This window comes from Haloterrigena turkmenica DSM 5511, assembly GCF_000025325.1.
GTDB lineage: Archaea > Halobacteriota > Halobacteria > Halobacteriales > Natrialbaceae > Haloterrigena > Haloterrigena turkmenica.
The window spans coordinates 2,080,390-2,103,322 of record NC_013743.1 but is presented as its reverse complement, the minus strand read 5'-3'; the positions used below and the strand labels follow the sequence as shown (position 1 = coordinate 2,103,322).

The following is a 22,933-nucleotide window of genomic DNA, read 5'->3' as shown; positions in this document are numbered from 1 at the left end:
GTTGGTAACACATGTCTTCGAATATGGCACTCACAGGCCCTGTATCGAGATATTAGCAACATACAAGTGTCCGGGAACCGTCTCGATATGAAATGACTAGAAAGAGAGATCTGACGCTCTTCAGCCTCCTCGCGATCGCTTGGGGGACCGCCTTCGCGGCGATCGAGGTCGGACTGGCGACGCTGCCACCGATCCTCTTTGCAGCCTTTCGACTCGACGTCGCGACAGTGCTGTTTGCGGGCGCTATCCTCGCCCTCGGACGCGAGTGGCGACCCCGGACGCGCACCGACTGGATAACGATCGGCGTCGCGGGCGGGCTGATGGTCGGCGCTCATTACGGACTATTGTTCATCGGTCAATCGTACGTCTCGAGCGCCGTCGCCGCGATCGTTCTGAGTCTAACACCGATCGTGACGCCACCACTCGCGCTCGCTCTCCTCCCGCAGGAACGGCTCCGTGCACCCGTCGTCGTCGGGCTCTTCGTCGGGCTCGCCGGCGTCGTCGTGATCGCGCTTTCGGGCGGCTCGATCGGCGGACAGGCGATCGGCGTCGGCCTGCTGTTCGGTTCGGCGTTCGCCTTCGCAGTGGGCTCGGTACTGACCGAACGATTGCAGCGAACGCTGCCGGTACTGTCGTTGCAGACGTGGGCGATGGCTCTCGGCGCGGGGATTCTGCACGGTGTGAGCTATGCTCACCCGGGCGAAACCGTCCCTTCACTGACGGCGTGGACGTCCGCGACGGTCGCCGCGCTCGCGTACCTGGGGGTCGTCGCCACTGCGGGCGGGTTCCTCGCGTACTTCCTCCTGCTCGACCGCATCGGCGCGAGCCAGCTCAGCCTCGTCAACTACGCGTCGCCCCTCGTCGCCTCTCTCGTCGGCTGGGCGCTGCTGGGCGAATCGATCACGCTCACGACGATCGGCGGATTCGGGATGATCGTCCTCGGCTTCGCTCTCTGTCAGCTCCCGTCGCTCTGGCGACTCCTGGCACCGGTCGCTGGCTACAAACCACGGCGTCGGTCCGCTGCGGGCGATTGCGTCGTCGTCGACGGCAACGCCTACGTCCTCGACGATCGCGACACCGGTCGCACCTCCCGTACCGCACCCACCGCGGACTGACGCGTTCGGGCGCCCGGAAACGATCGGAGGCGCTCGTCGTCCAGATCGATCGGTTCGGACTGTACCGATGGAACTGCCTCTCGAGTTGCGGGGCCACAGTCCCCGTCGACTACCCAGCGCACGATCGGGACGGCGCTCGCGAACTGGAGGAGGAACGCGAACGAGCTGCGGTGGTGATTCGAGTAGATGACCCGACTCCGAAGACCGCGGCCGCGAGCACGAACACGCCGTAGACGCGCTATTTCTCCCGAATCTGCGTGACCTCGTCCTCGAGGAACTCCCGAACCCGGTTGTCGAAGCCCTCCTTTCGCTCGAGGAACACGCCGTGGCGGGCGCCGGTGAACGTCTCGAGTTGACCGTCCGGCAGCCCCTCGTGGGTCTCGCGGAGGATCGCCGCGGGGAAGAAGGGATCTGCGGTGCCGCCGATGACCAGCGTCCGCGGCTCGATCTCCTCGAGGCGATCCGTGCCGTCGTAGTCGCGGACGGCGTCGAAGGAGATCGGCACGTCACGCGGTTCGGCCGGGTCCGGCGGCCGGATCCGTCCGACCGCCTGCGAGAGCGTCGGAACGATCCGTCGCCACGCTCCGGTGAACATCGCCTCGTAAAGGCGGGCGCGGATCTCCGTCCACTCGCCCTCGAGTGCGAGGCGGTGGAGTTCGCGGACGATCGGCCGACCGCCCTCCGCGAGCCGACAGCCCGAGACGCCGAGGACGAGTCGCTCGACCAGGTCGGGCCGCTCGCGGGCGAGCTCCTGGGCGATCAGCCCGCCCATCGAGAGTCCCAGCACGGACGCCGCTCCGACGTGATCCGCGAGGACGCGTTCGTAGTCACGAGCCATCGCGTCGATCGACCGGCGGTCCTCGAGTCCGCGCGGCCGGCTGACCAGATAGACGGTGTAGTCGGCGAGAAACCGACGGAACGTCGCGGCGGTCGTCACCGCGTCGGTACGGCCGTACTCCCCGTCGAACATCGCGTCGCCGATGCCGGGGATCACGAGCAGCGTCTCCGGACCGTGGCCGACGCGGACGTACGGGTACCGGTCGTCGAACTGTCCGGTGTCGAATCGTCGCGTCAGTTCGGCTCCCATTCGAATCCTCTCGAGTCGAGGGTCATCGCCGGCGGGTAAAACAGTTGGACGCGCCCGTGCCGTAGCGCCGCGAGTCGACTCACCTCCGGTCGCCGTGGGCGTCAATAGCATCTCGCCGGCGAATACGCGCGTACTACGCACGGTCAACCTCTCAGGTCTCGAAGTCCGCACACTTAGGGCGGGCCGATACCCACTCACGGTATGACTCGGTGGACGGCATCGCTCCCGCTGGAAGAGCGGGTCGACCCGATGCTCGGCGTCGCAGTCGCGATCACCGCCATCAGCACGAGCGCGATTCTCGTCCGGTGGAGCGGGGCGCCGAGCGTCGTGAAGGCGTTCTACCGCGTGCTATTCATGACGGCCGCGGTCGCGCCGTTCGCGCTCCGCGACGTCGATGACCTCCGGGCGATCTCGAGACGCGACCTCGTCTTCGCTACGGGCTCCGGGCTGGCGCTCGCCGCCCACTTCGCGAGCTTTTTCGAGAGTCTGGAGTGGACCACGGTGGCGGCGTCAGTGACGCTGATCACCACCCAGCCGATATTCGTCGGCGCCGGCGCGGCGGCCCTCCTCGACGAACGACTCACGCCGCGGATCGTCGGCGGGATGGCCGTCGCGCTCGCGGGCGCGTTCGCGATGTCGGTCGGTCCGCTCGTCGTCGGCCCGCTGTTCGGTGGCGGCGACATCGTCGCGGCGCTCGCCACCGCGTTCGCGGATAGCTCGACCCAACTCTACGGCAACGCCCTCGCGCTCGCCGGCGCGGTCGTCGGCGCCGTCTACACCCTCACGGGACGCTCGCTTCGCCAGCGGCTCTCGCTGTTCGCGTACACGTTCGTCGTCTACGCTGCGTGTGCCGTCGCCCTCGGCTTCCTCGCCGTCGGGACCGGTGAGCCGCTGCTCGGCTACTCCCAGACGGAGTGGGGGCTCTTCCTCGCGATGGCGCTCGTACCGGGAATGTTCGGGCACACGGTCATCAACTGGGCGCTGAAGTACGTCGAGTCGAGCGTCGTGAGCGTCTCGTTACTGGGCGAACCCGTCGGGAGCGCGATTCTCGCGCTCGCGTTGCTCGGGGAGGTTCCGGAAGTCGTGACGGTTCTCGGTGGCGTCGTCGTACTGGCGGGGATCTACGTCACGACTCGTGCGCGGGCGACGTGAATCGTGGACGTGTTTTCCGTCCGACCACGAGTGTCGCGACTCGACGAATCCCGAAATCACGTTCCGACGGTTACGAAAGTCCCAGAGAAGTGCGCACAAACCCGCAAGTTGCCTCCGTGGAATCGGTATAGCCGAGCTCCCAACGGAAGAATCCTCGCGCTTTAGCGCGGGGAGGATGTCAATGGGACAGGTCCGGCAATCCGGTCTCGATCTCCTCGCGTCGGTCCTCGAGCCACTCTGGGAGGACGAGTCGGTCGCCGAGGTCCTCGAGTTCCTCGTCGACGGTGTACCCCGGCTCCTTCGTGGCGTACTCGAAGAGCACGGTACCGTACTCGCGAGCGTAGACCGATTTGAACCACTTGCGGTCGATGATCTCGGTCGGTCGCAGGCCGTGATCGATCAGGAACTGGCGCCACTCGTCCTGTTCGTCCTCGGCGACCTGAAACGCGATGTGGTGGACGGTGCCCGCGCCGGGGATCCCGCGTCGCGCCTGCGGATCCTCCACGATGTCGACGACGAAGCCCAGGTCGCCATCGGCCGTGTATCGCTTGCGCGTGCCGTCGCGGTCTGTCTGGCGGTAGCCCATCTCTTTCAGCAGGTCGCCGGTCGGATCGGCGCCGGTCAGCGAGAGCGTCACGCCGAAGAAGCCCCGAATCGCGTGGGCGTGGGGAACGGGGCTCTCCGGGAGGTTCGCCGCCGGCGCGTCCGCACGAGCGACCAGTTCCAGCGGCAACCCGTCGGGGTCGGTAAACGAGAGGACGGTGTCACCGAACCGCTCGCGCGGTTCGTCCGGGTCGGCGCCGGCGTCCGCGAGTCGCTCGCGCCAGTAGTCGATCGAGCCGTCGGGGACGAGAAACGACACCGCGCTGACCTGGCCCGCGCCGACCTGTCCGTCGCGGGCGTCGGTGTAGGGGAAGAAAGTCATGCTCGTCCCCGGCGTCCCCTCGTGGTCGGCGTAGAAGAGGTGATAGACCGAGACGTCGTCCTGATTGACGCTCCGTTTAACGAGTCGGAGGCCGAGCGTCTCGGTGTAGAACTCGTAGTTTCGCTGCGGGTCGCTCGCGATGGCGGTGACGTGGTGGAGGCCGGGAGTTGCCGTCGGCATAGTCGATCGTAGGACGGCGGGCGGGATAACGCTGGGGCCGACGCTCGGCTGGCGGTCGGATCGACGGTCGGCGCTCGCAGAACGGAGTCACGCGGACGCGGGGGGTAACGTCGCCTCGTCGAACCAGAAGGCTTCGACGGCTCGGCCGATCTCGGTGAACTCGTCGGGATCGCTCGGTTTGGTGAGATAGGCGTTCGCACAGAGCTCGTAGCTCCGGGCGATGTCCTCGGTCGCCTCCGAACTCGTGAGCACGAGCACCGGCGGCGCACTCACGTCCGGCTCCGTCTTGATCGCCTCGAGGACGTCGAACCCGCTCGTCCGGGGCAGGTTCAGATCGAGGAGGACCAGACTCAGGTCGGAGGGGTCGACGTCGGCCCGCTGATCGCGAAGGAACTCGAGGGCCGTATCGCCGTCGTGGGCCGTATGGAACGTCGTCTCGACGCCCGCTTCGCGGAACGCTTCCTCCACCAGCCGAACGTCACCGGGATTGTCCTCGACGAGCAGGATCTGTATCGGCTCGGTATCACGGTGGTTGGTCACAGGGATGCACATTCCTTCTTTGACACCTCACTCGGTTAAGTCTGCGTACTAAAGAAATTGGATCGAACCCTCTCCGGAGTCCGACACGTGTGAACGTGACCCGACGAAGCCGACCGAAAAAACGTATATAACTAAAGATGATGTTGATGGGGCATCTCTCGGAATCCTAGTAGATTTCGAGTTGGGGATCCGAGCTATCGATCCGCGAACACCTCTCGAACCGCCGCTCCAATGCGCTCGAGGCTTCCGTACGTCGTCGTTCGCACCGACGACGCGACGGTCCGACTACCGCTCGACGAGCGTCCCGCCGGCCAGCCCCTCCCACTCGACGCGATAACCGAGTTCCGAGAGGATCGCACTCGAATCGCTGAATCCGGCCGCTTCGAGGATCTTCTCGGCGTCGGCCAGCGCCATTCCGGCCTCGATCTCGTCCGCCAGCGACTCGAGGACGGCCGGCCGGACGAGCGTCCGGCCGACCCGCACGTGGTCCGGAAACGCGACGTCGACCAGCGCGTCCTCGCTGACGCCCCGCCGGCCGGCCAGCGCTTCGAGCGAGAGTACGTCCTCGTCGGGGCACAGTTCGTCCGGCAGCGCGGCGGCGCTCTCGGCGACGAGTTGGCGCTCGTACTCCCGGAGGACGCCGGCGACATCCTTCAGCCGGACGCTTCCGGAGTAGGGGATCGCCCGGAAGTCTCGGGCCGCGATTTCCTCGCCGACGCCGAGGGACTCGTCGACGGCGACGATCAGTTCGACGTCCTCGAGGTCCGACAGCTGTGCGAGTTTCTTCTCGACGTACTCGGGCGTCCAGAAGCCCATGATTTCGAAGTAGACGCGGAACTCGCTGTGCCCTCCGTCGGACTCGTCCGACGAGTCCCTGCGGGCGCTGCCCCCAGGACGATAGTCGAACGCGAAATCGGGGATCATCACCCGCGTTCCCGTCGCGAGGGGCGCGGGTTCGCGCACGAGATCCCACTCGAGATCGAGAGTCGAGAAGCGCGCGGCGAAATCGGCCTCGACGCCGCTGTCGAAGGAGACCTCGGCAACTGGCTCTGCGTCGGGGACGCGGACGGGATCCTCGTGGGACAGACGGAGCGTCCGTTCGGTCCCGCGGTCGTCGATCGTCGCCTCGAGGCGCCACTCCTCGGCTTTCGCGACCGTCCGCAAGAGGCGGGCAAACCGAGTGCCGTACCGGCGGGTCGCCCGGAAGAGGTGGGTCGGCCCGGTGACGATCACCTCGCGCTCGGCGATGCCTCGATCGGGCGCTTCGCCGACCTCGTCGTTCTCCAGCCGTCGAATTTCGTACATCAGTCGCAGTCGCTTGATCGCCGAAACGAGCGCCTTCGGATCGCTCGAGCGGACCCGAAGCTCGGTTGCGTCGAAAAGGGCGGTCTGTGCCAGCGAGAGGTTGTACTGGGCCACCAGCTCGTCCGGCTCCCACCGCGACGCCAGTTCGATGAGGACCTGCCGCTCCTCGAGGTCGGCGTACAGCGCCCCCGCGACGTCGTCGGCCGAGACGCCCAGCGACTCGCCGGCGCGAACGAGGGCCATCGCACGCTCGTCCTCGGTCACGACGCCGACGGCCTCGGCGGCCTCGAAGGCAGCCCGACGAGCGCGTTCGGGATCGATCTCGGCGTCGGTCTCGAACGTCGCGTCGCGCTCGAGCAGCGCCGACAGCCCTCTGACGAGCTTGAAATCGTCCGCACCGCGTTCAAGTTCAGTCACGGCCGCCTCGAGTTCCGCGCGAGATTCGCCGACGTGGCCCTGATACGTCCCAATGACGCGGGCGGCGAGCGGACGGTGCTCCCGATCGGCGAACTGGAGGTGGTAGCCGCCTCCGGCCCGCGAGACGCGGAGCAGGTCCTTGGTCAGCATTCGGTCGCTATCGGCGCGGCGCGGCAAAAAGTGGTCCGCTCCCGAACCGCCCGACGGACCCGACGGGGCCGTTCAGGCACCGGGGTTACGGCGTGCCGGTCCCAAAAGCCGGTATGGACGACGAGCTGCGAATCGCCTACGAGACCCACGACGGGGTCCGGGAGCTGATCGACTGTCTCCACCACGCGCTCGAGTCGATCAGCCTGAACTTCGATCGGTGGGGCGAACAGTACGTGAAGGGGCCGGGGATGTACGTCGCGGTTGTCACGGGCCCGTCGGTCGCGGACTTCGCGGACCCGATGGGGCGGAACACGTGGCCGACCGACCGCTGCCGGGACGTCTGTCTGGATCTGGAGAGCTTCTACGAGACGGCCCGCGAGGTCGCGATGACGCGGGACGGCGCGCTCGTCGTCAGCGTCGACGGCGTCGTGCAGGAACAGATGGTCCGCTTTACCGATCTGATGCCCGAGGAACTCGAGACCCTCGACGAGCAGAGAGACGAGTACGAGGAGTGGATGGGGTCCCGGCACATGAGCGCGCTGGACACCTCGAGACGGACGAACGTGATCTCGACGCTGACGCTGAGCGAGGAGACCGGTCGCGTGACGATCTTCGAAGGCGGCTCGTTCGAGACCACTAAACGGACGGAACTCGGTGGCGAGTGGAACCCAGAAACGTACTCGTAATTACGACCCCTGTCCGGGCGCCTCGCCGTTCTCGCAGTCCGTGATGTACGACTGCGCTTGCGGATGATCTGGATACAGATCGAGGGCGGTCTCCATCTTCGCCGTCGCCGTCTCGCAGTCGCCACGCCAGTAGGCATCGAGACCCGCTTCGTAGGCGGACTGCATCTCGCCCGTGGTGTTCTCGATGCCAAGTTCGGTCAGGAATCCCGTCGTGATTTCGATCGGGAGGCCGAACTGGATGTCCTGGATCTGAGCATCGTTGGGGCTGAACGTCGCGACGCCGACGACCTCACCGTCGCTGTTGTACATCGGACCGCCGCTGTTGCCGCCGTTGATCGCCGCGTCGGTCTGGATCGAGTTGATTCCGGTGTTGAGTTCGCGCCGCGCACTGACGATGCCGGTCGTCATCGTGGGCTCGAGAGTAGTGTTCGTGGTATCGAAGAACTCGCTGATACCGATGTCCGGATAGCCGATGATGTAGAGGTTTTCGCCGGTGCTGAGGTCGTTCGCGCTACCGAGCGTCACCGTCGGGAGGTTCTCCCCGTCGATGTCCAGTACCGCGATGTCGCGGCCCATCGACGGCTCTCCGTCGTCCTCCTTGTAGACGGTCCCCGCGGTCTCGACCTCGGCGGACCAGCTCTCGACTTCGAGGTCGTCGTCGGTCGTCGCCTTCCCGTTCAGGACGTGTACCGACTCGGAGACGTCTCGGAGGGTTCCGTTTTCCTCGTAGTAGCCCATTATCTCCTCGTACAGTATCCGACCCGTCTCCTCCACCTGCTCGTCGGTCAAGCTTCCACTCGACGAGAGGTCCTGTCGGAGCGCTTCGCTCTGCTTCACTGCGAACCGCTCGTACGCCGTCTCTTCCGAGTTTTGATGCGCGCCGACGACGTGTGCGTTCGTGACGACGGTACCGTCAGGCGAGACGATAAAGCCTGATCCCACTGCACCGGTCTGGACGTCTTCGCGTTTCGTGGTCGCATTCTGTTCGGGAACGGCGATCTGATCTTCGGCTACCGCAACTGGACCTCGCTGATCGTCTTCCGTCTCCGTCTGTTCGTACGTGGCCTTGCGTTCCCCGTTCTGGTATAGCTCGAGGATCGGTGCTGATCGACCGCCCTCGATTCGGTACTGGAACTCCTGCGAGGCCCCTGACTCGTATTTGAGATAGAGATAGCCGTTCCGTGTGGCGTACCCGCCACTGTACTGGTAATCTGCCCCATTCACGACGAACTCACGATTGTATGAGAAGTAGAGCCGTTCGTCCGTCGTTTCCCAGACGCCGAGGAGATCGGAATCGACGAGGTCTTCCCAGCCGATCGACGGCCACGTCATCGTCCCTTCGACGACGTGGCGGACGTTCGTTATCGCTGGCTTGTCCCGCTGGATGATCTGACTCTCAACGTTCGGTGGATCCGGCGTTTCCTCGGGTTCGTCGTCGGTTTCGGTCTCGGATTCGGTTTGCGTCGGTTCTTCGTCGCTTTCGTTCCCAGTGGTATCTGTTCCGTTGCCAGTCTCGTCGCCGGTCTGCTCGGCACAGCCGGCGAGGCCGACGCTGCCGGCCACTGGAACGGTTCGGAGCAGCCGCCGTCGAGTAATATCGCCCTCAGAATCCATTCGATGCAGAGAGACTCTGCCTTAGCGGTAAGTATCCTGTGGCCGATCCGAAGTCACTGTCTCGAGCGGAATTCGCTCGTACCGACGGTCAGTCGTCCCGTTTCGCTCGGAGCATCGTCCTATCAGTCGGGAGCAGTACTGACCTCGGTAACGGTCTCGTGAACCTCGATTCTATCATTTCACTCCGATTCGATCGCGTCCTCCCCGAGTCGCTCGCCGCAGTTCGGACAGCGGTCGTATCGAAGGTCGCGACTCGAGCGGTGGACGGCTTCCATCGCCGCTTTAATCCGTTCTTCCGCGTCCGATTCGCCGGTCGGTGAGAGGGAAGCTCCTTCGACTTCGATCAGAAACCGCGCGACCTCCGTCGCTTCGTAGACGATATCGTCGACCTCGTCGGCCGTGAAGAAGTCGGCGTAGGCGCCGTAGAGGAACGTCGCGCCCGCTTCACGAACCTTGTCCTCGAAGGATCGCCGAGATTGGTAGACGGCCTGACGCGTGTACTGGTCGTCCATGAAGGGGACGAGGTCGGGAAGGTGTTCCCCGATAGTCGTCATCTCGACGCCCGTCCCGGTTCGAAAGTCGGCACAGAGGCGAGCGACCGCCCACTCGCGGGCCGTGAAGGCGACGCGGTCGCGAAGGAACTCGGTGACGCGGTCGTAGTCGGCGCCCTCGAGTCGTTCGAATCGATCGGTGTCAGTTGCACTACTCGTGGCGGATGAATGCGTATCTTCGGGCATGGTTGGTTTCTGCGGTTGCCCGCGTCACGTACAGGGGTCCGACGGGCATAACGCTGTCCGCCGGACACCGAAATCACACGGTCCGACCCGACGGATCGACGGCGATCGACCGGTGGTTCGCGGTGACTGAAAACCGACGTTCCACGTCAGCTCGCTCCGAACCCTTCAGTTTCACTTTCACTTCGGTACGCGAGTCCTTTTTACTGGCGATCCCCTCCCCAGCGTATGGTCCCCACGAAAACGAGCATGGGACACGCAGCGACGGGTGACGAACGAACAGCCGACTCGCGAGTCGGTCGCGACCCCAATGAGGTGACCGATAGTGTCGCGTAGCTCGTCGCCCGACGATATCGTCGCCGAGCCCACTCACTCTCGACTCGAGGACGGTCCAACGCTCGACCGTGTCACCTTCCGTGCCACGGACGAGCAGCTCGCGGCCCTCGAGTCGCTCGTCGACGACGGCGTCTACCACTCCCGGAGCGAAGCCCTCCGGGCCGGCGTCCGACAGCTCCTCGAGCGACACCGAAGGCTCGAGCCCGACGACGAGAGTCGGGACGGTTCCGCCTCGGAATAGTCGGTTCCAGAGCCGCAATCCGACCGCGAGAATGCGGTCATGGTCGGCATGGTCGGCGTTCGGTTCGCTATCGCTTCGGCGGGCACTATTCGGCGGTGCCGCGAACGGACCGCTCGTGGCCGGCGGCCGAAGCGTACGCGTCGTAGCTGCCGAAACTCGTCACGACGGTCCCCGCGGCGACGTCGTTCCACAGGGGCAGCCCCCCGAAGCCGAGGACGAACGGGGCGAGGAGGAGCCAGAGCCCGAGGATCGCGACGAGTCTCGCACCGGTCGCGCTCGCGGGACCTCGGCCGTCGGTTCCAATGCGGTCGTAGCCGACGACGAGCAGCACTACCGTGCCGACGACAACGTCGTTCCAGCGACTGACCGCTGGTGCCCCGAAGACGAACGGGGCCGCGATCAGCCAGCCCCCGAGTATCCCGTTCCCGCCGGCGGTCACTTTCGTTGTCGCGTCCATGATCCGGGATCGTGGCTCGATGAACGGCAGTCTCACTCGTAGTCGCCGATTCGGGGCACGTGGCCGCTCCGATCAGGCCGACGCCATGTCTCGGCAGGTCTCCGCGCACTCGCGGAGGGCGTCCGCACAGACCTGACAGTGCTCGGCGTCGTGGCGTTCACACTCCTCAGCGCATTCCTCACAGGCGCCGGCGCAGGCTTCGGCGAGTTCCGCGCTGTAATTCGAGTTGCGGGCCATGAACCGCGCGTGCATCGTCGTCAAGTCGGCGACGTCGCGACAGAGTCGAAGACACTCGGCCATCTCCTCGCCCTCGCCGGCGCACTCGTCGGCACACCACTCGCAGGCCTGCGCGGCTTCGAAGCAGTTGTCGATGCACTCCTGCATCTTCTCGTTCTCGCTGACGTGGTCGATCTGAGTCAGTGCCATTGCGATTGAAGGAGCGCCGGCGACCGGCTTTGTTATCCACAGGCCACGGCGATCCGACCGAACGGTGAGGATCGATACCCGCGGTGGGAACCGCGGGATGGCCGATCGGTGAGGAGCGGTTCATGGACGATTACCGCGGATCCGACGACAGGCTCGTCGAGGATCGCTGCCATTGCTGGCCGCTATCGTCCCGCGTTAGAGACGGTATCGACTCGGTCGTCGCACCGATGAAATACCATGCCGCAGCTTAACGACCGCCGAAACTGAAGCCCGCAGTGTGACCCACTCCGTCGTCCACCTCCTCGGCATTCCGTTCGCGATCATCGCCGGCACCGGGGCCGGAGTGTTCGCGCTCCTGTCCTGGGGAATCTTCCGGGATTCGCCCTTCGGCACGGCGATCGCGCTTCTCTCGGTCGGGATGGTCGCGCTGACGATTTACCACACGATGTTACTCGTCGTCGAGCCGGCATCGCCGGTCCTGGACGTTCTCCGAAGCGCGGCGAACACGATCGTCGCGATCTTCATCGGCCTGCTGATACTCCGACACCGGCAGCTCCGACGCGATCGATCGGGAGGTGAGGCCGCGTGGACGGACTGACCCCCGTCGTCGGCTACAACCTGGCGATCGGCGTCGTCGTCTCCCTCGAGCTCCTGTACCTCCTCTCGCTCGAGGAGTCGGTGACGGCGTACCGTCGGTTCGTGCTCGTCACCGTCGCCGGGCTGGTGCTGGCCGTGATCGGCGGCCCGATCGTCGAGTTGGTGGCGCCGCAGCTGGTCCACTGGGTTCACGGCACGGCCGCGTTGCTGGTCGTCTACGGTCTCTACGATCCCGTGACGAACGACGTGCGAACGACGGAGTGGGAGCGCGTGCTGTTGAGCGAACCGTCGCGGGTCCGGCGGCCGGCCGGGTGGATGACGCCGATGGACGACGAAATCCTCGGTGCGCTCCACGGCACTGAGCTCGTGCTGACGCCGGCGGTCGTCGCCTTCAACACCGGATTCAGCCGGAAGGAAGTGAACCGGCGCCTGATCGAACTCGCGGACCACGGGTTCGTCGAAAAGGTCGAACGGGGCAAGTATCGGCTGACGCGGCGCGGCGAGCGGTACCTTCGGGGACAACTCCGGTCGACCGCCTCTGCCGATACCGAAACCGGAGTTCGAGGTTGAGCCGTCCGGTGGCGAACGACGGACTGAGTACGAACCCACTCTCGCCGTTTCGCCCGAAACCGAGCGGTAAAGACGGATCGACGCCGTATCGCTCGAGTCTCATCGACGCGTCGCCCGAAACGGATGAGGGACGAGCGTATGCATGCTGCATCGATTTGTCTCGAACCGACGGAGAGTAAGCAAATGCCATACGAACCGCCGGTCGAGTGTCCGCTCTGTCGGGAAACGCTCGAACTGGACCAGACGCTCGAGACGCACCTCGTCGGCTCCCACACGCAGCGCGAGGTCGCCCGCTATCTCGCCTCCCTCCACGAACGAGTACAGCCCCGCTCGGTTTCGAACTAACCGCGTTCACCGTCCTCGTTGACCGTCAGTCACGGCGCCGTCTCGCGATCCGTTCCTCGCCGGTGTCCTCGGCGACGACCTCGTAGAGGAGCGCGCGACCGCCGTCGGTTTTCGGGCGGAGGATTCGACCGAGTCGCTGGGTGAACTCCCGTTCGCTGCCGCTGCCCGAGAGCACCACTGCGACCGACGCGTCGGGGACGTCGACCCCCTCGTCCAAGACGTTCGAGGTCGCGATTCGGGTGTAGGTCCCCTCCCGAAAGCGCTCTAAGATCTCCCGTCGCTCGGCGGCGCCGGTCTGGTGGGTGATCGTCGGTATCAGAAATCGTTCGCTGACGTCGTACGCGAGGTCGTTGTGGGCCGTGAAGACGATCGTCCGCTCGCCGCGGTGGTCGTCGAGGATTTCATCGAGGGCCTCGAGTTTGGCCGCGCTGCCGAACATGATCTCTCGTGCGCGCTGGCGAGCGAGCAGGGCCTCCCGGGCCTCCGGATCCGATCCCGACCGCTTGACCAGTTCCTGGTAGTCCGAGCCGCTGCGCATCTGGATCCCCGATCGGGCGAGGTAGTCGGTGAACACCTCCTGGTTACGCTCGTAGGCCTCGCGTTCGTCGGGGGTGAGCGACACCGCGAGGCGCTTGATATCGTAGTTCGCCAGGTGGTCGCCTGCCAGTTCGTCGGCCCCGACGCGGTGGACGAGCGGCCCGACGATCTCCGCGATCACCTCGTGGGCGCCGTCGGGGCGTTCGAACGTCGCCGTGAGCCCGAGGCGGGCGGGCGCCGCGAGCAGGCGCCCGATCTCGCGGTAGCCCTCGCCCCCGAGGTGGTGGACCTCGTCGAAGACGACCAGTCCGAAGCGGTCGCCGACCGAGTCAGCCTTCAGGTACGCCGAGTCGTACGTCGAGACCGTGATCGGCTCGAGTCGCTGCTCGCCGCCGCCGAAGCGTCCGATCGGACACCGAAACTCTCGCTCGAGTTCGCGCTGCCACTGCTCGAGGAGGTCGATCGTCGGCACGACGACGAGCGTCGGCACGGCGAGCCGCTCGATCGCCTTCAGCGCGATGACCGTCTTGCCGCTGCCCGTCGGGAGTTCGAGGACGCCCGCGGGCGCTCGTTCCGGGGCCGGATCGGCCCCGGATCCGAGGCCGTCGCGCCAGCGGTCCGTCTCGAGCCACGCCGACAGCGCCTCGCGTTGGTACTCGCGGAGTTCGTACGCTGAGTGGAGATTCGGAGGGGACTCGAGTTCCAGCACTCGGTCGTCGATTCGGTCGGTGTCTTCTGTCGCGTCCACCAGGGCAGCCCGAAGGTCGGCGTAGCGAAACGCGGGAACGCGCCGCCCGTCGGTGCGCGGATCGGCCGCGAGGTCGGGAACCGCCTCGCGGACGGCGGTGAGCGCGTCGCTCTCGAGGCCGTCGATCCGGACGGTGCCGTCCTCGTACCGGAGCGCGATCGGCGGCGACTCCGGACGGTCGTTCTGGGGCCGCGTCACGGTCCCCACTCGCGGCCGGACGACCAAATACTGTCGGACTGGCGACGGGCGGGACGACGATCACCGTACCTCAACCCTTTTATTACCGCTGTTCGTTGACAGCCACATGAGCGAAGACGAGGGCACGGACGCTCCCGCCCAGGGTGTCCCGTCCGAGGACCACTCCGGCGACGCCGATCCGTCCGACAGCGAATCGACGACGGACGCCGACGAATCGGCCGTCAACGCCGACGCGACGAAGACGGAGACCGACTCGTCGAACTCGTCGGCCGCCGGCGAGGGCTCGGAGGAGCACGCGGGCGACGAATCGAGCGCGGACGCGACCGGCGAGACGGCGTCGCGACCCGAAACGAGCGACGACGTCCAGCAACTCCTCGATCGCGTCACGGAGTACGACGACGAACTCGCGCACAAGGTCAACGCGATCGTCGAGGAGGCCCGGGAGCTGAACGGGACCGTCTCCGACCAGCGCGAGGAACTCGAGGACCTGACCGAACGCGTCGAGGAACAGGCCGCGACGATCGAGGAGCTTCAGGACGAACTCGAGGCCCGCGAGGAGCGACTCGAGGAGACCGAAGACGAGGTCGAGGACCTGAAGAGCCGGCTGAAGCGCAAACAGGCCGACTTCCAGAACTACAAGAAGCGGGCCAAGAAGCGCCAGGAGCAGATCAAAGACCGCGCGACCGAGGACCTCGTCGAGCGACTGCTCGGCGTCCGGGACAACCTGAAACGCGCCCTCGAGGAGGACAGCGACGACGCCGACAGCCTCCGCGAGGGCGTCGAGATGACCCTCCGGGAGTTCGACCGCATCCTCGAGGACGAGAACGTCTCGGAAATCGACCCCGACCCCGGTACCGAGACCGATCCACAGCGCCACGAGGTCATGATGCAAGTCGACAGCGCCCAGCCCGAAGGGACCGTCGCCGACGTCTACACCCCCGGCTACGAGATGGGCGACAAGGTCATCCAGAACGCGCAGGTGACCGTTTCCAACGGCGAACTCGAGGACGGCGCGGACGACGGGACGGGCGAGAGCGACGAGGCTGCGGACGACGGATCGACGGCCGGTTCCGACGGGGACGAATCGGACGAGTCGGACGACGAGAGCGAGGGTGCGATCGAACTCGGCGGTGAGGTCGCAGACGAGGACGGCGGAACCGAGTCCGACGAAGCGACCGCCGACTCGGAGTGAGGTCGTCGACCGGATAGCGAACTGCCAGTTTTCCCGCCGATTTTGCGTCGATTATCGACCGATTTTCGACTTCGTGACGAATTCACAAGGCCCCGTTTTTGGACGTTAGAGTGGTTTCTACGTCCCGGTCGGGAGATTTTATTCGGCCTACGATATTCCCTAGTAACCTTTAAAACAAAGTGCGCACAATAGCCGCCCACGATGGCGAGCAACAAAATTCTCGGAATCGACCTCGGGACGACGAACAGCGCCTTCGCGGTGATGGAAGGCGGCGATCCGGAGATCATCGTCAACTCCGAAGGCGAACGGACGACGCCCTCCGTCGTCGCCTTTACCGACGACGAGCGACTCGTCGGGAAGCCGGCGAAGAACCAGGCCGTTCAGAACCCCGAGAAGACGATTCAGTCGATCAAGCGCCACATCGGCGAAGAGGACTACACCGTCGAGATCGAGGACGAGGAGTACACGCCCGAACAGATCTCGGCGATGATCCTCCAGAAGATCAAGCGCGACGCCGAGGACTATCTGGGCGACGAGATCGAGAAGGCCGTCATCACGGTCCCGGCGTACTTCTCGGACCGACAGCGCCAGGCGACCAAGGACGCCGGCGAGATCGCCGGCTTCGAGGTCGAGCGCATCATCAACGAGCCGACGGCCGCCTCGATGGCCTACGGCCTCGACGACGATTCCGACCAGACCGTTCTCGTCTACGACCTCGGTGGCGGCACGTTCGACGTTTCTATTCTCGATCTCGGCGGCGGCGTCTACGAGGTCGTCGCGACCAACGGTGACAACGACCTCGGCGGCGACGACTGGGACGAGGCCATCATCGACTGGCTCGCCGAGGAGTTCGAGGAGGAACACGGCATCGACCTCCGTGACGACCGACAGGCTCTCCAGCGGCTCAAGGACGCCGCCGAGGAGGCCAAGATCGAACTCTCCTCGCGCAAGGAGACCGAGATCAACCTGCCGTTCATCACGGCGACCGACGACGGCCCGATCCACCTCGAGGAATCGCTCACTCGCGCCAAGTTCGAGTCGCTGACCAGCGACCTCATCGACCGCACCGTCGAACCGACCGAGCAGGCCCTCGAGGACGCGGGCTACGAGAAGGACGACATCGACGAAGTCCTCCTCGTCGGCGGCTCTACGCGAATGCCCCAGGTCGAGGAGAAGGTCGAGGAACTGACGGGCAAGGAGCCCCAGAAGAACGTCAACCCCGACGAGGCCGTCGCGCTGGGCGCGGCGATTCAGGGCGGCGTCCTCGGCGGCGAGGTCGACGACATCGTCCTGCTCGACGTCACGCCCCTCTCGCTCGGTATCGAGGTCAAGGGCGGTCTCTTCGAGCGCCTCATCGAGAAGAACACGACGATCCCGACCGAGGAGTCGAAGATCTTCACCACGGCGGCGGACAACCAGACCTCCGTGCAGGTCCGGGTCTTCCAGGGTGAGCGCGAACTGGCCGAGAAGAACGAACTGCTCGGCGAGTTCCACCTGACCGGCATCCCGCCGGCCCCCGCCGGAACGCCCCAGATCGAGGTCACGTTCTCCATCGACGAGAACGGGATCGTCAACGTCTCCGCCGAGGACAAGGGCTCCGGCGAGAGCGAGGAGATCACCATCGAGGGCGGCGCCGGGCTCTCCGACTCCGAGATCGAGAAGATGCAGGAGGAGGCCGAGAAACACGCCGAGGAAGACAAGCAGAAGCGCGAGCGTATCGAGGCTCGCAACACCGCCGAGGCGACGATCCAGCGCGCCGAGACCCTCCTCGAGGAGAACGACGAGGAGGTCGACGACGATCTCCGCGCCGACATCGAGGCCGCGATCGAGGATCTCGAGGAGACGATCGACGACGGCGACGCCGACGCCGAGGACATCGAGGCCGCGACCGAGGACCTGAGCAAGGAACTCCAGGAAATCGGCAAGCAGATCTACCAGGAGGCCGGCGCCGCGGGCGCCGGCGGCGCTGGTGGTGCGGCCGGTGGCGCAGCGGGCGCCAGCATGGGCGGCGGTCCGAACCCCGGTCCCGACGCCGGCGCGGCTGCCGGCGGCGAGGACGAGGAGTTCGTCGACGCCGACTTCGAAGACGTCCAAGAAGACGACGACGAGTAACGCGAGGAGTCGTCTTCTTGGGCTCGATGGACGAGTGCAACGAGTCCATCGTAGTTTCGAAAACGAACGCAGTGAGTTTTCGAATTTGACGAAGACGACGATAACGCGAGAAGTCATTTTCTTCGGCCCGATGGAAGAGCGGTGCAAGATATGACGAAGGAGCACCCGAGTTGTGAACGGGACCATCGAGTTTCGAAACTGAACAGAGTGGATTTTTGAACTCGGAGACAAGTCCGGTAGTCGGATAATTCAACTACTTAGGAGAATTTAAATATCTGTTCCAGAAATCGATATTTGTATGCCAGAAGATAGCGAAAAGAGCTCCCCACTCACTCGTCGGAAGGTTTTGAAAGGCACTGCAGCAAGTTCAGTTGCTATAGGCACATTCAGTGGTATAGGTGCTGGTTCCGTAGGTGATATAACCGGTGAGATAGAAGAAATAAATGAATATAAGAAAACAAATATCGTGTCAAGAGTTCGCCAATCAAACGAATATAGGGCCTATGATGAGTACTTCGACAATCATGGTCGAATCGATATTCTAGACGATCCATCCGTCCATGAAATAACGGATAGTAAAACTGCAGAAGATAGAACAGGAACGATAGTTTCGTTTCCATTAGAGTTCTCTGATTCATCGGTCGATGCTGACCTTACATTCACTCTTGAAGATGAATCTATCATATACTCTAAAGCGTTGATGTCGGAGCCCATAGCCGAAGAGACATACGAAATAACTGAATTTCGACTACATAATGGAGAGATAAAGAAGACAACTACTGAAGCCACATTGGAAAATGGTAGGATTATCACTTCCATTAGTGATCGTGATGGACTTGTGACTCCTTCGGGTCGGAATGGTGTTAGCTGTGGCCAATGTACAACGATAATGAAGGAATTGTGTAGGGTTGGATGCAGCGCCAATACGGGACTTATCTGTGCAGGAGTCAGTTTCGTCGGTACGCCTCTGCTCGGGATCGGCTGTGGGGTTGCTGCGACGATGATTTGCGCTCATGTTGCAGTCCCGAATGACTGTACTGTCAGCGATAGCCTTAAGCACGAAAACCTTTGTGAAGAAGGTGGGTTCTGCTAACCGACTCTTGCGGTTCATCAACCGTAAGCCGAATTGCGCTGCGTCGTGTAGGAGTCGTTAACGGACCCACTATGAATTCACCATTGATGTCTGATCAGAAATCAAACGGCGAGTTTTATTCTAATAGGTTGAGAAAGGCAATATTATATTTTTCTATAACTTTTTGCGTGTCATTCATAGCCAATATCTCTAGAGGATTATCTATAGCAGAAGCAATTTGGACTTCAATTATATTTGCAAGTGTCTTCGCAGCAGTCATATGGTATGTCTGGATCGAAGGATAAGCTATTACCTCGTTCGAAAATATAATATGGCAATGTCCGTACCACCCATTTCCAGTGCTCTTTTGCTCTCCAATTTGTGGTAGTCAGGCTGTTAGAACTACCGATATGTGTTTTGATAGCAACTGGCGACATGATACGGTCGCAGTCCAATCGACTAATGATTTACCGAACTATTAGCTATTTCCCACACTTTGCAAGGTCAAATCGATCATGCGTTATCGTACGAGAAAACGGTTTTCTCAGTTGAAACGGGAATGCGTGGAACCCAGTACTGTTACGGTCGATCGTGAGCCGAGAGATCGAACTAGACCGCATACTCCGGGAACGTTCGTTTCAAGTGTCTCAATCGACAATCGGTGTACAACGAATGAGCGAGGACTTCTACGACGTACTCGGTGTGGACCAGGACGCGTCCGCCGAGGAGATCAAACAGGCCTACCGGCAGAAGGCCACCGAATATCATCCGGACGTGAGCGACGACCCCGACGCCGAGGAGAAATTCAAGAAGATCCAGAAGGCGAAGAAGGTCCTCACCGACGAGGAAAAGCGCAGCGCGTACGACCGCATGGGCCACGACCGCTACGAGCAGGCCGAGAAACACGGCTTCGACGCCAGCGAGGGCGGTGCCGGCGGGATGGGCGGCGGCCCGTTCGGCGGGATGGGCGGCGGTGGCGGCATGGGCGGCGGCGGTCTCGGCGACATCTTCGAGCAGGTCTTCGGCGGCGGTGGCGGCGGGCGCGGCCGCCGGCGACCGCGCAAGGGTCGGGACCTGCGAACCGAACTCGAGATCGACTTAGAGGAGGCCTACGAGGGCGTTCAAAAGCAGTTCACCGTCGAGCGACCCGAGGAGTGCGACGTCTGTGAGGGCGAGGGCCATCCGCCGGAGGCGGACTCCCAGACCTGCCCGGAGTGTCAGGGCCGGGGTCAGGTGACGCAGGTCCAGCAGACGCCGCTTGGCCGAGTCCAGCAGACGACCACCTGTCCGCGCTGTGAAGGCGACGGAACGCTGTACTCCGAGTCCTGCGACGAGTGTCGGGGCGAGGGCTACGTCCGCAACGAGGCCCAGTTGACCGTCGAAGTCCCCGCCGGTATTCAGGAGGGCCAGACGCTTCGGATGGAGCGCGAGGGCGCGCCGAGTCCCGAAGGCGGCCGGCACGGCGACCTCCTGATCGACGTCTCGGTTCGGGACCACGAGGAGTTCGAACGCGAGGGCGACGACCTCCAGTACCGGCTCCCCATCTCGTTCCCGCAGGCCACCTTCGGCGACACCGTCGAAATCCCGACGCTTTCCGGCGCCGTCGAACTCGACATTCCGAAGGGAACCCAGAGCGGCGAGACCTTCCGTCTCGAGGGCGAGGGGATGCCCCGACTGCGCGGCCGCGGGCACGGCGACCTCCACGTGCAGGTGCAGGTCGTTACCCCCGAGAGCTTAAACGAGGAACAGCGCGAGGCCCTCGAGGCGTTCGCCGAGGCCGGCGGCGACGAGATCGAGGTCAACGAAGGCTTCTTCGAGAAGATCAAGCGAGCGTTCTAGGCGGACGCGACGCACAGACAGTTCCTCGCTCCGAATCGCCATCGCGACAGCGTCGTTCCGACCCGTCGGCGAATCCGTCTTAGTTTCGTCGATCCACCACCGAACGCGTCATCGACGAGACCGGTTTTCTCGTCAGCACGACTCGTCGTAACTCTCTGACTCCTGCTATCGGATACTTGTGTGTCGGGTTCATCACCTCGCGGCGCGTAGTATAGACGGATATCCCCGGTATCGTATCGCAGCGTCGGGGCAGTTCGAAACGATGCGGGAGATCCACAGGAGGGAGAAAATGGTAACAACCGAAACGCGAGCGGAGATCGAAGAGTACCTCGGACGCGTTCCGAGCTGGATCGACGCGCTTCCGGAGCCGGCCGCCGACCACAGCTGGGGAATCGTCCGCGACCTCGAGTTAGAAGAGACCGAACTCGAAGGGCGGGAAAAGGCACTGGTCGCCCTCGGCGCGGCGTCGGCGATGCAGTGTCCGTACTGCGTGCACTTCCACAGGGAGGAGGCGAAACTCGAGGAGGTGACCGACGAGGAACTGTCCGAAGCGATCGGGGTCGCCAGTAGCGTGCGATACTTCTCGACGGTGTTACACGGTGCGGAGATCGACCATGAGACGTTCGTCTCCGAGACTAAGGAGATCGTCGACCACGTCAGGGATCAGCAGGCCGCGGCGCCGAGCGACGACTGAATGACCGGGACACCGGTCACAGTCTTTCTTTGGAACACCATCGATACGGTCGACTCGAGCGTCGCCGCCCGTACGGGTCACGGGAACACCCGACACAGCTATGGCGACTGTCGCCGAACGAACACGTGGGGATACCCATGTCACAACAGATTCTGCTCCTCGCGGGCGACTTCGTCGAGGACTACGAGGTAATGGTCCCGTTCCAGGCGCTCCAGATGGTCGGCCACGAGGTCCACGCCGTCTGTCCCGAGAAGGAGAGCGGCGATACCTGTCCGACGGCGATCCACGACTTCGAGGGCGACCAGACCTACACCGAGAAGCCGGGCCACAACTTCGAGCTGAACCACGACTTCGACGCCGTCGATCCGTCAGAGTACGACGCGCTGGTCGTCCCCGGCGGCCGCGCACCCGAATACCTCCGAACCTACGACGAGATCATCGAGATCGTCCGGCACTTCTTCGAGGCGGAGAAACCCGTCGCGTCGCTCTGTCACGGCGTCCAGCTCCTCGCCGCCGCGGACGTCCTCGAGGGACGGACCTGCACCGGCTATCCGGCGCTCGAGGTCGACGTGACGATCGCCGGCGGCGAGTGGGAAGATGGCGTCACGCGCGACGGCAACCTCGTGACGGGACAGGCCTGGCCGGACCACCCCGACTGGCTCGCTGAATTCCTCGACGTGCTCGGCACCGAGATCGATCACGCGGACGCCGCGCCGGCCGCCGCGGACGACTGACGACGTCTTGTACTCGCGAGCGCAGACTGACGACGGCTCGGCGCGCACGAGCGACGGTCCCGTCGTACGACGGCCGTTGACGGTCGCTCGCCGACTCGAGTCGGCGCGCTTTTTTCGACCGACTCGCGAGGTAGTAGTATGACCGCCGCGACAGTCGACGACCTGCTGACGCGCGAACTCCGGGACGAGCACACGTCGCTGGTCGACGCGACCGGACGGGAGTTCGACCACCACTGGCTGTGTACGACCGCGTGGAAGGCCGGAAACTTCCTGCGACACGCGGGCGTTCGCGAGGGCGTCACCGTCGGCGTCGTCGGGGAGGCCCCGCTCCCGCTGCTGGCCTTCTTCGGAACGGCGCTGCTCGAGGGGACCACCCGCTTTGATCCGCCCGCAGACCTCGCCGACGCCGAGGACTTTCGGGCGCTCGTGGCGCCGGTTCGAGACCTCGAGTCCGACGTCTACGACCTGCCGCCGGGCGCCCAGCGCGTCGGCTACGGCGCGAAACCCGACGAGCCCGACGTCCACCACTTCGACGCCGGCCTCTGGAGCGAGAACCCCTCGTTCCCGCCGCTTTCTATCGACCCCGAGACCGCGCTGCTGACCGACGGCGACCGGACGGCGAGTCACGCCGACGTCCTCGAGGCCGCTCGCGAAGTCGTCGACGACTACGGACTCGAGGCGGGCGACCGCGTAGTCGTTCGGGCGCCGCTCTCCGACCCCCGAGCCGTCGCGGCGGGCGTGCTCGCGCCGCTGCTGGCAGACGGGGCCATCGTCCTCACCGGCGATACCGACGAGACGGCGGTCGAGCGCGGCGCGTACGCCGTCTCGGACTCAAGTGGCGACGGGACTGTACCCGAACCGACGCGGATCGATCTCGGCGACGTCGGACTCTGACTCGTTTTCCTCGAGTAGCGTGTGGTGGATCGCTCC

At 64.3% G+C, this 22,933-nt stretch carries 23 protein-coding genes; 14 read left to right on the top strand and 9 right to left on the bottom strand.

The annotated features are described in order from the left end of the window. Positions 1-92 precede the first annotated feature (92 nt). On the top strand, positions 93-1,115 hold the full coding sequence (locus HTUR_RS09995) for a DMT family transporter (protein ID WP_012943203.1): 1,023 nt from the start codon (positions 93-95) through the stop codon (positions 1,113-1,115). 238 nt (positions 1,116-1,353) lie between these two features. On the opposite strand, the gene HTUR_RS09990 is transcribed toward HTUR_RS09995, so the two are convergent. Further along, positions 1,354-2,202: an alpha/beta fold hydrolase gene (locus HTUR_RS09990; protein WP_012943202.1), complete on the bottom strand. Its 849-nt coding sequence runs from the start codon at positions 2,200-2,202 to the stop codon at positions 1,354-1,356. Between the two features lie 201 nt (positions 2,203-2,403). On the opposite strand from HTUR_RS09990, the gene HTUR_RS09985 reads away from it, so the two are divergent. Continuing rightward, positions 2,404-3,354 (top strand): DMT family transporter, encoded by a 951-nt coding sequence (locus HTUR_RS09985; RefSeq protein WP_012943201.1) that lies wholly within the window; start codon positions 2,404-2,406, stop codon positions 3,352-3,354. Positions 3,355-3,532: 178 nt separating this feature from the next. Here HTUR_RS09985 and HTUR_RS09980 read toward each other — a convergent pair whose 3' ends face one another. From HTUR_RS09980 to HTUR_RS09970, 3 genes are all read right to left on the bottom strand, one after another. Beyond that, on the bottom strand, positions 3,533-4,459 hold the full coding sequence (locus HTUR_RS09980) for a VOC family protein (protein ID WP_012943200.1): 927 nt from the start codon (positions 4,457-4,459) through the stop codon (positions 3,533-3,535). A gap of 87 nt (positions 4,460-4,546) precedes the next feature. Further along, positions 4,547-5,011: a response regulator gene (locus tag HTUR_RS09975; RefSeq protein WP_012943199.1), complete on the bottom strand. Its 465-nt coding sequence runs from the start codon at positions 5,009-5,011 to the stop codon at positions 4,547-4,549. 273 nt (positions 5,012-5,284) lie between these two features. Next, positions 5,285-6,871, bottom strand: a complete 1,587-nt coding sequence (locus HTUR_RS09970) for a DUF790 family protein (RefSeq protein WP_012943198.1) — start codon at positions 6,869-6,871, stop codon at positions 5,285-5,287. 113 nt (positions 6,872-6,984) lie between these two features. Here HTUR_RS09970 and HTUR_RS09965 point away from each other — a divergent pair, with 113 nt between their 5' ends. Then, the gene (locus tag HTUR_RS09965; RefSeq protein ID WP_012943197.1) at positions 6,985-7,557 is read left to right on the top strand and encodes a diadenylate cyclase; all 573 of its coding nucleotides are present in this window, start codon (positions 6,985-6,987) and stop codon (positions 7,555-7,557) included. Here the strand turns inward: HTUR_RS09965 and HTUR_RS09960 are convergent, their stop codons facing one another. After that, complete coding sequence (locus HTUR_RS09960) at positions 7,558-9,171, bottom strand: S1C family serine protease (protein WP_012943196.1); 1,614 nt, start codon at positions 9,169-9,171, stop codon at positions 7,558-7,560. A gap of 179 nt (positions 9,172-9,350) precedes the next feature. Beyond that, a complete protein-coding gene (locus HTUR_RS09955) occupies positions 9,351-9,908 on the bottom strand; it encodes a DUF5806 family protein (RefSeq protein ID WP_012943195.1) in 558 nt (185 codons plus the stop codon). A gap of 322 nt (positions 9,909-10,230) precedes the next feature. On the opposite strand from HTUR_RS09955, the gene HTUR_RS09950 reads away from it, so the two are divergent. After that, positions 10,231-10,482, top strand: a complete 252-nt coding sequence (locus HTUR_RS09950) for a ribbon-helix-helix domain-containing protein (protein WP_012943194.1) — start codon at positions 10,231-10,233, stop codon at positions 10,480-10,482. Between the two features lie 85 nt (positions 10,483-10,567). On the opposite strand, the gene HTUR_RS09945 is transcribed toward HTUR_RS09950, so the two are convergent. Beyond that, a complete protein-coding gene (locus HTUR_RS09945) occupies positions 10,568-10,939 on the bottom strand; it encodes an SPW repeat domain-containing protein (RefSeq protein WP_012943193.1) in 372 nt (123 codons plus the stop codon). Positions 10,940-11,011: 72 nt separating this feature from the next. Next, a complete protein-coding gene (locus tag HTUR_RS09940; protein ID WP_012943192.1) occupies positions 11,012-11,365 on the bottom strand; it encodes a four-helix bundle copper-binding protein in 354 nt (117 codons plus the stop codon). A gap of 277 nt (positions 11,366-11,642) precedes the next feature. Here HTUR_RS09940 and HTUR_RS09935 point away from each other — a divergent pair, with 277 nt between their 5' ends. The 3 genes from HTUR_RS09935 (at position 11,643) to HTUR_RS27340 (ending at position 12,877) form a co-directional block, all read left to right on the top strand. Then, a complete protein-coding gene (locus HTUR_RS09935) occupies positions 11,643-11,963 on the top strand; it encodes a hypothetical protein (protein ID WP_012943191.1) in 321 nt (106 codons plus the stop codon). After that, complete coding sequence (locus HTUR_RS09930) at positions 11,951-12,532, top strand: hypothetical protein (RefSeq protein ID WP_012943190.1); 582 nt, start codon at positions 11,951-11,953, stop codon at positions 12,530-12,532. Before HTUR_RS09935 ends, HTUR_RS09930 begins: the two co-directional genes overlap by 13 nt. A 183-nt stretch (positions 12,533-12,715) precedes the next feature. Then, complete coding sequence (locus HTUR_RS27340) at positions 12,716-12,877, top strand: hypothetical protein (protein WP_187291445.1); 162 nt, start codon at positions 12,716-12,718, stop codon at positions 12,875-12,877. Positions 12,878-12,902: 25 nt separating this feature from the next. Here HTUR_RS27340 and HTUR_RS09925 read toward each other — a convergent pair whose 3' ends face one another. Then, entirely contained in the window at positions 12,903-14,369 is a 1,467-nt protein-coding gene (locus tag HTUR_RS09925; RefSeq protein WP_012943188.1) for a DEAD/DEAH box helicase, read from the bottom strand. 97 nt (positions 14,370-14,466) lie between these two features. On the opposite strand from HTUR_RS09925, the gene grpE reads away from it, so the two are divergent. The 7 genes from grpE (at position 14,467) to HTUR_RS09895 (ending at position 22,897) form a co-directional block, all read left to right on the top strand. Beyond that, positions 14,467-15,552 (top strand): nucleotide exchange factor GrpE, encoded by a 1,086-nt coding sequence (grpE, locus tag HTUR_RS09920; protein ID WP_012943187.1) that lies wholly within the window; start codon positions 14,467-14,469, stop codon positions 15,550-15,552. A gap of 201 nt (positions 15,553-15,753) precedes the next feature. After that, positions 15,754-17,664: a molecular chaperone DnaK gene (gene dnaK / locus HTUR_RS09915; RefSeq protein ID WP_012943186.1), complete on the top strand. Its 1,911-nt coding sequence runs from the start codon at positions 15,754-15,756 to the stop codon at positions 17,662-17,664. A 298-nt stretch (positions 17,665-17,962) separates the two neighbouring features. Then, on the top strand, positions 17,963-18,757 hold the full coding sequence (locus HTUR_RS25535; RefSeq protein WP_012943185.1) for a halocin C8-like domain-containing protein: 795 nt from the start codon (positions 17,963-17,965) through the stop codon (positions 18,755-18,757). 651 nt (positions 18,758-19,408) lie between these two features. Continuing rightward, positions 19,409-20,575 carry a molecular chaperone DnaJ gene (dnaJ, locus tag HTUR_RS09910; RefSeq protein ID WP_012943184.1) on the top strand — a complete coding sequence of 389 codons (1,167 nt, stop codon included), beginning with the start codon at positions 19,409-19,411 and terminating at the stop codon, positions 20,573-20,575. Positions 20,576-20,864: 289 nt separating this feature from the next. Beyond that, the gene (locus HTUR_RS09905; RefSeq protein ID WP_049941681.1) at positions 20,865-21,269 is read left to right on the top strand and encodes a carboxymuconolactone decarboxylase family protein; all 405 of its coding nucleotides are present in this window, start codon (positions 20,865-20,867) and stop codon (positions 21,267-21,269) included. A gap of 137 nt (positions 21,270-21,406) precedes the next feature. After that, positions 21,407-22,003, top strand: coding sequence for a DJ-1/PfpI family protein (locus HTUR_RS09900; RefSeq protein WP_012943182.1), 597 nt, complete (start codon positions 21,407-21,409; stop codon positions 22,001-22,003). Between the two features lie 138 nt (positions 22,004-22,141). After that, on the top strand, positions 22,142-22,897 hold the full coding sequence (locus tag HTUR_RS09895) for a hypothetical protein (protein ID WP_012943181.1): 756 nt from the start codon (positions 22,142-22,144) through the stop codon (positions 22,895-22,897). Positions 22,898-22,933 lie beyond the last annotated feature (36 nt).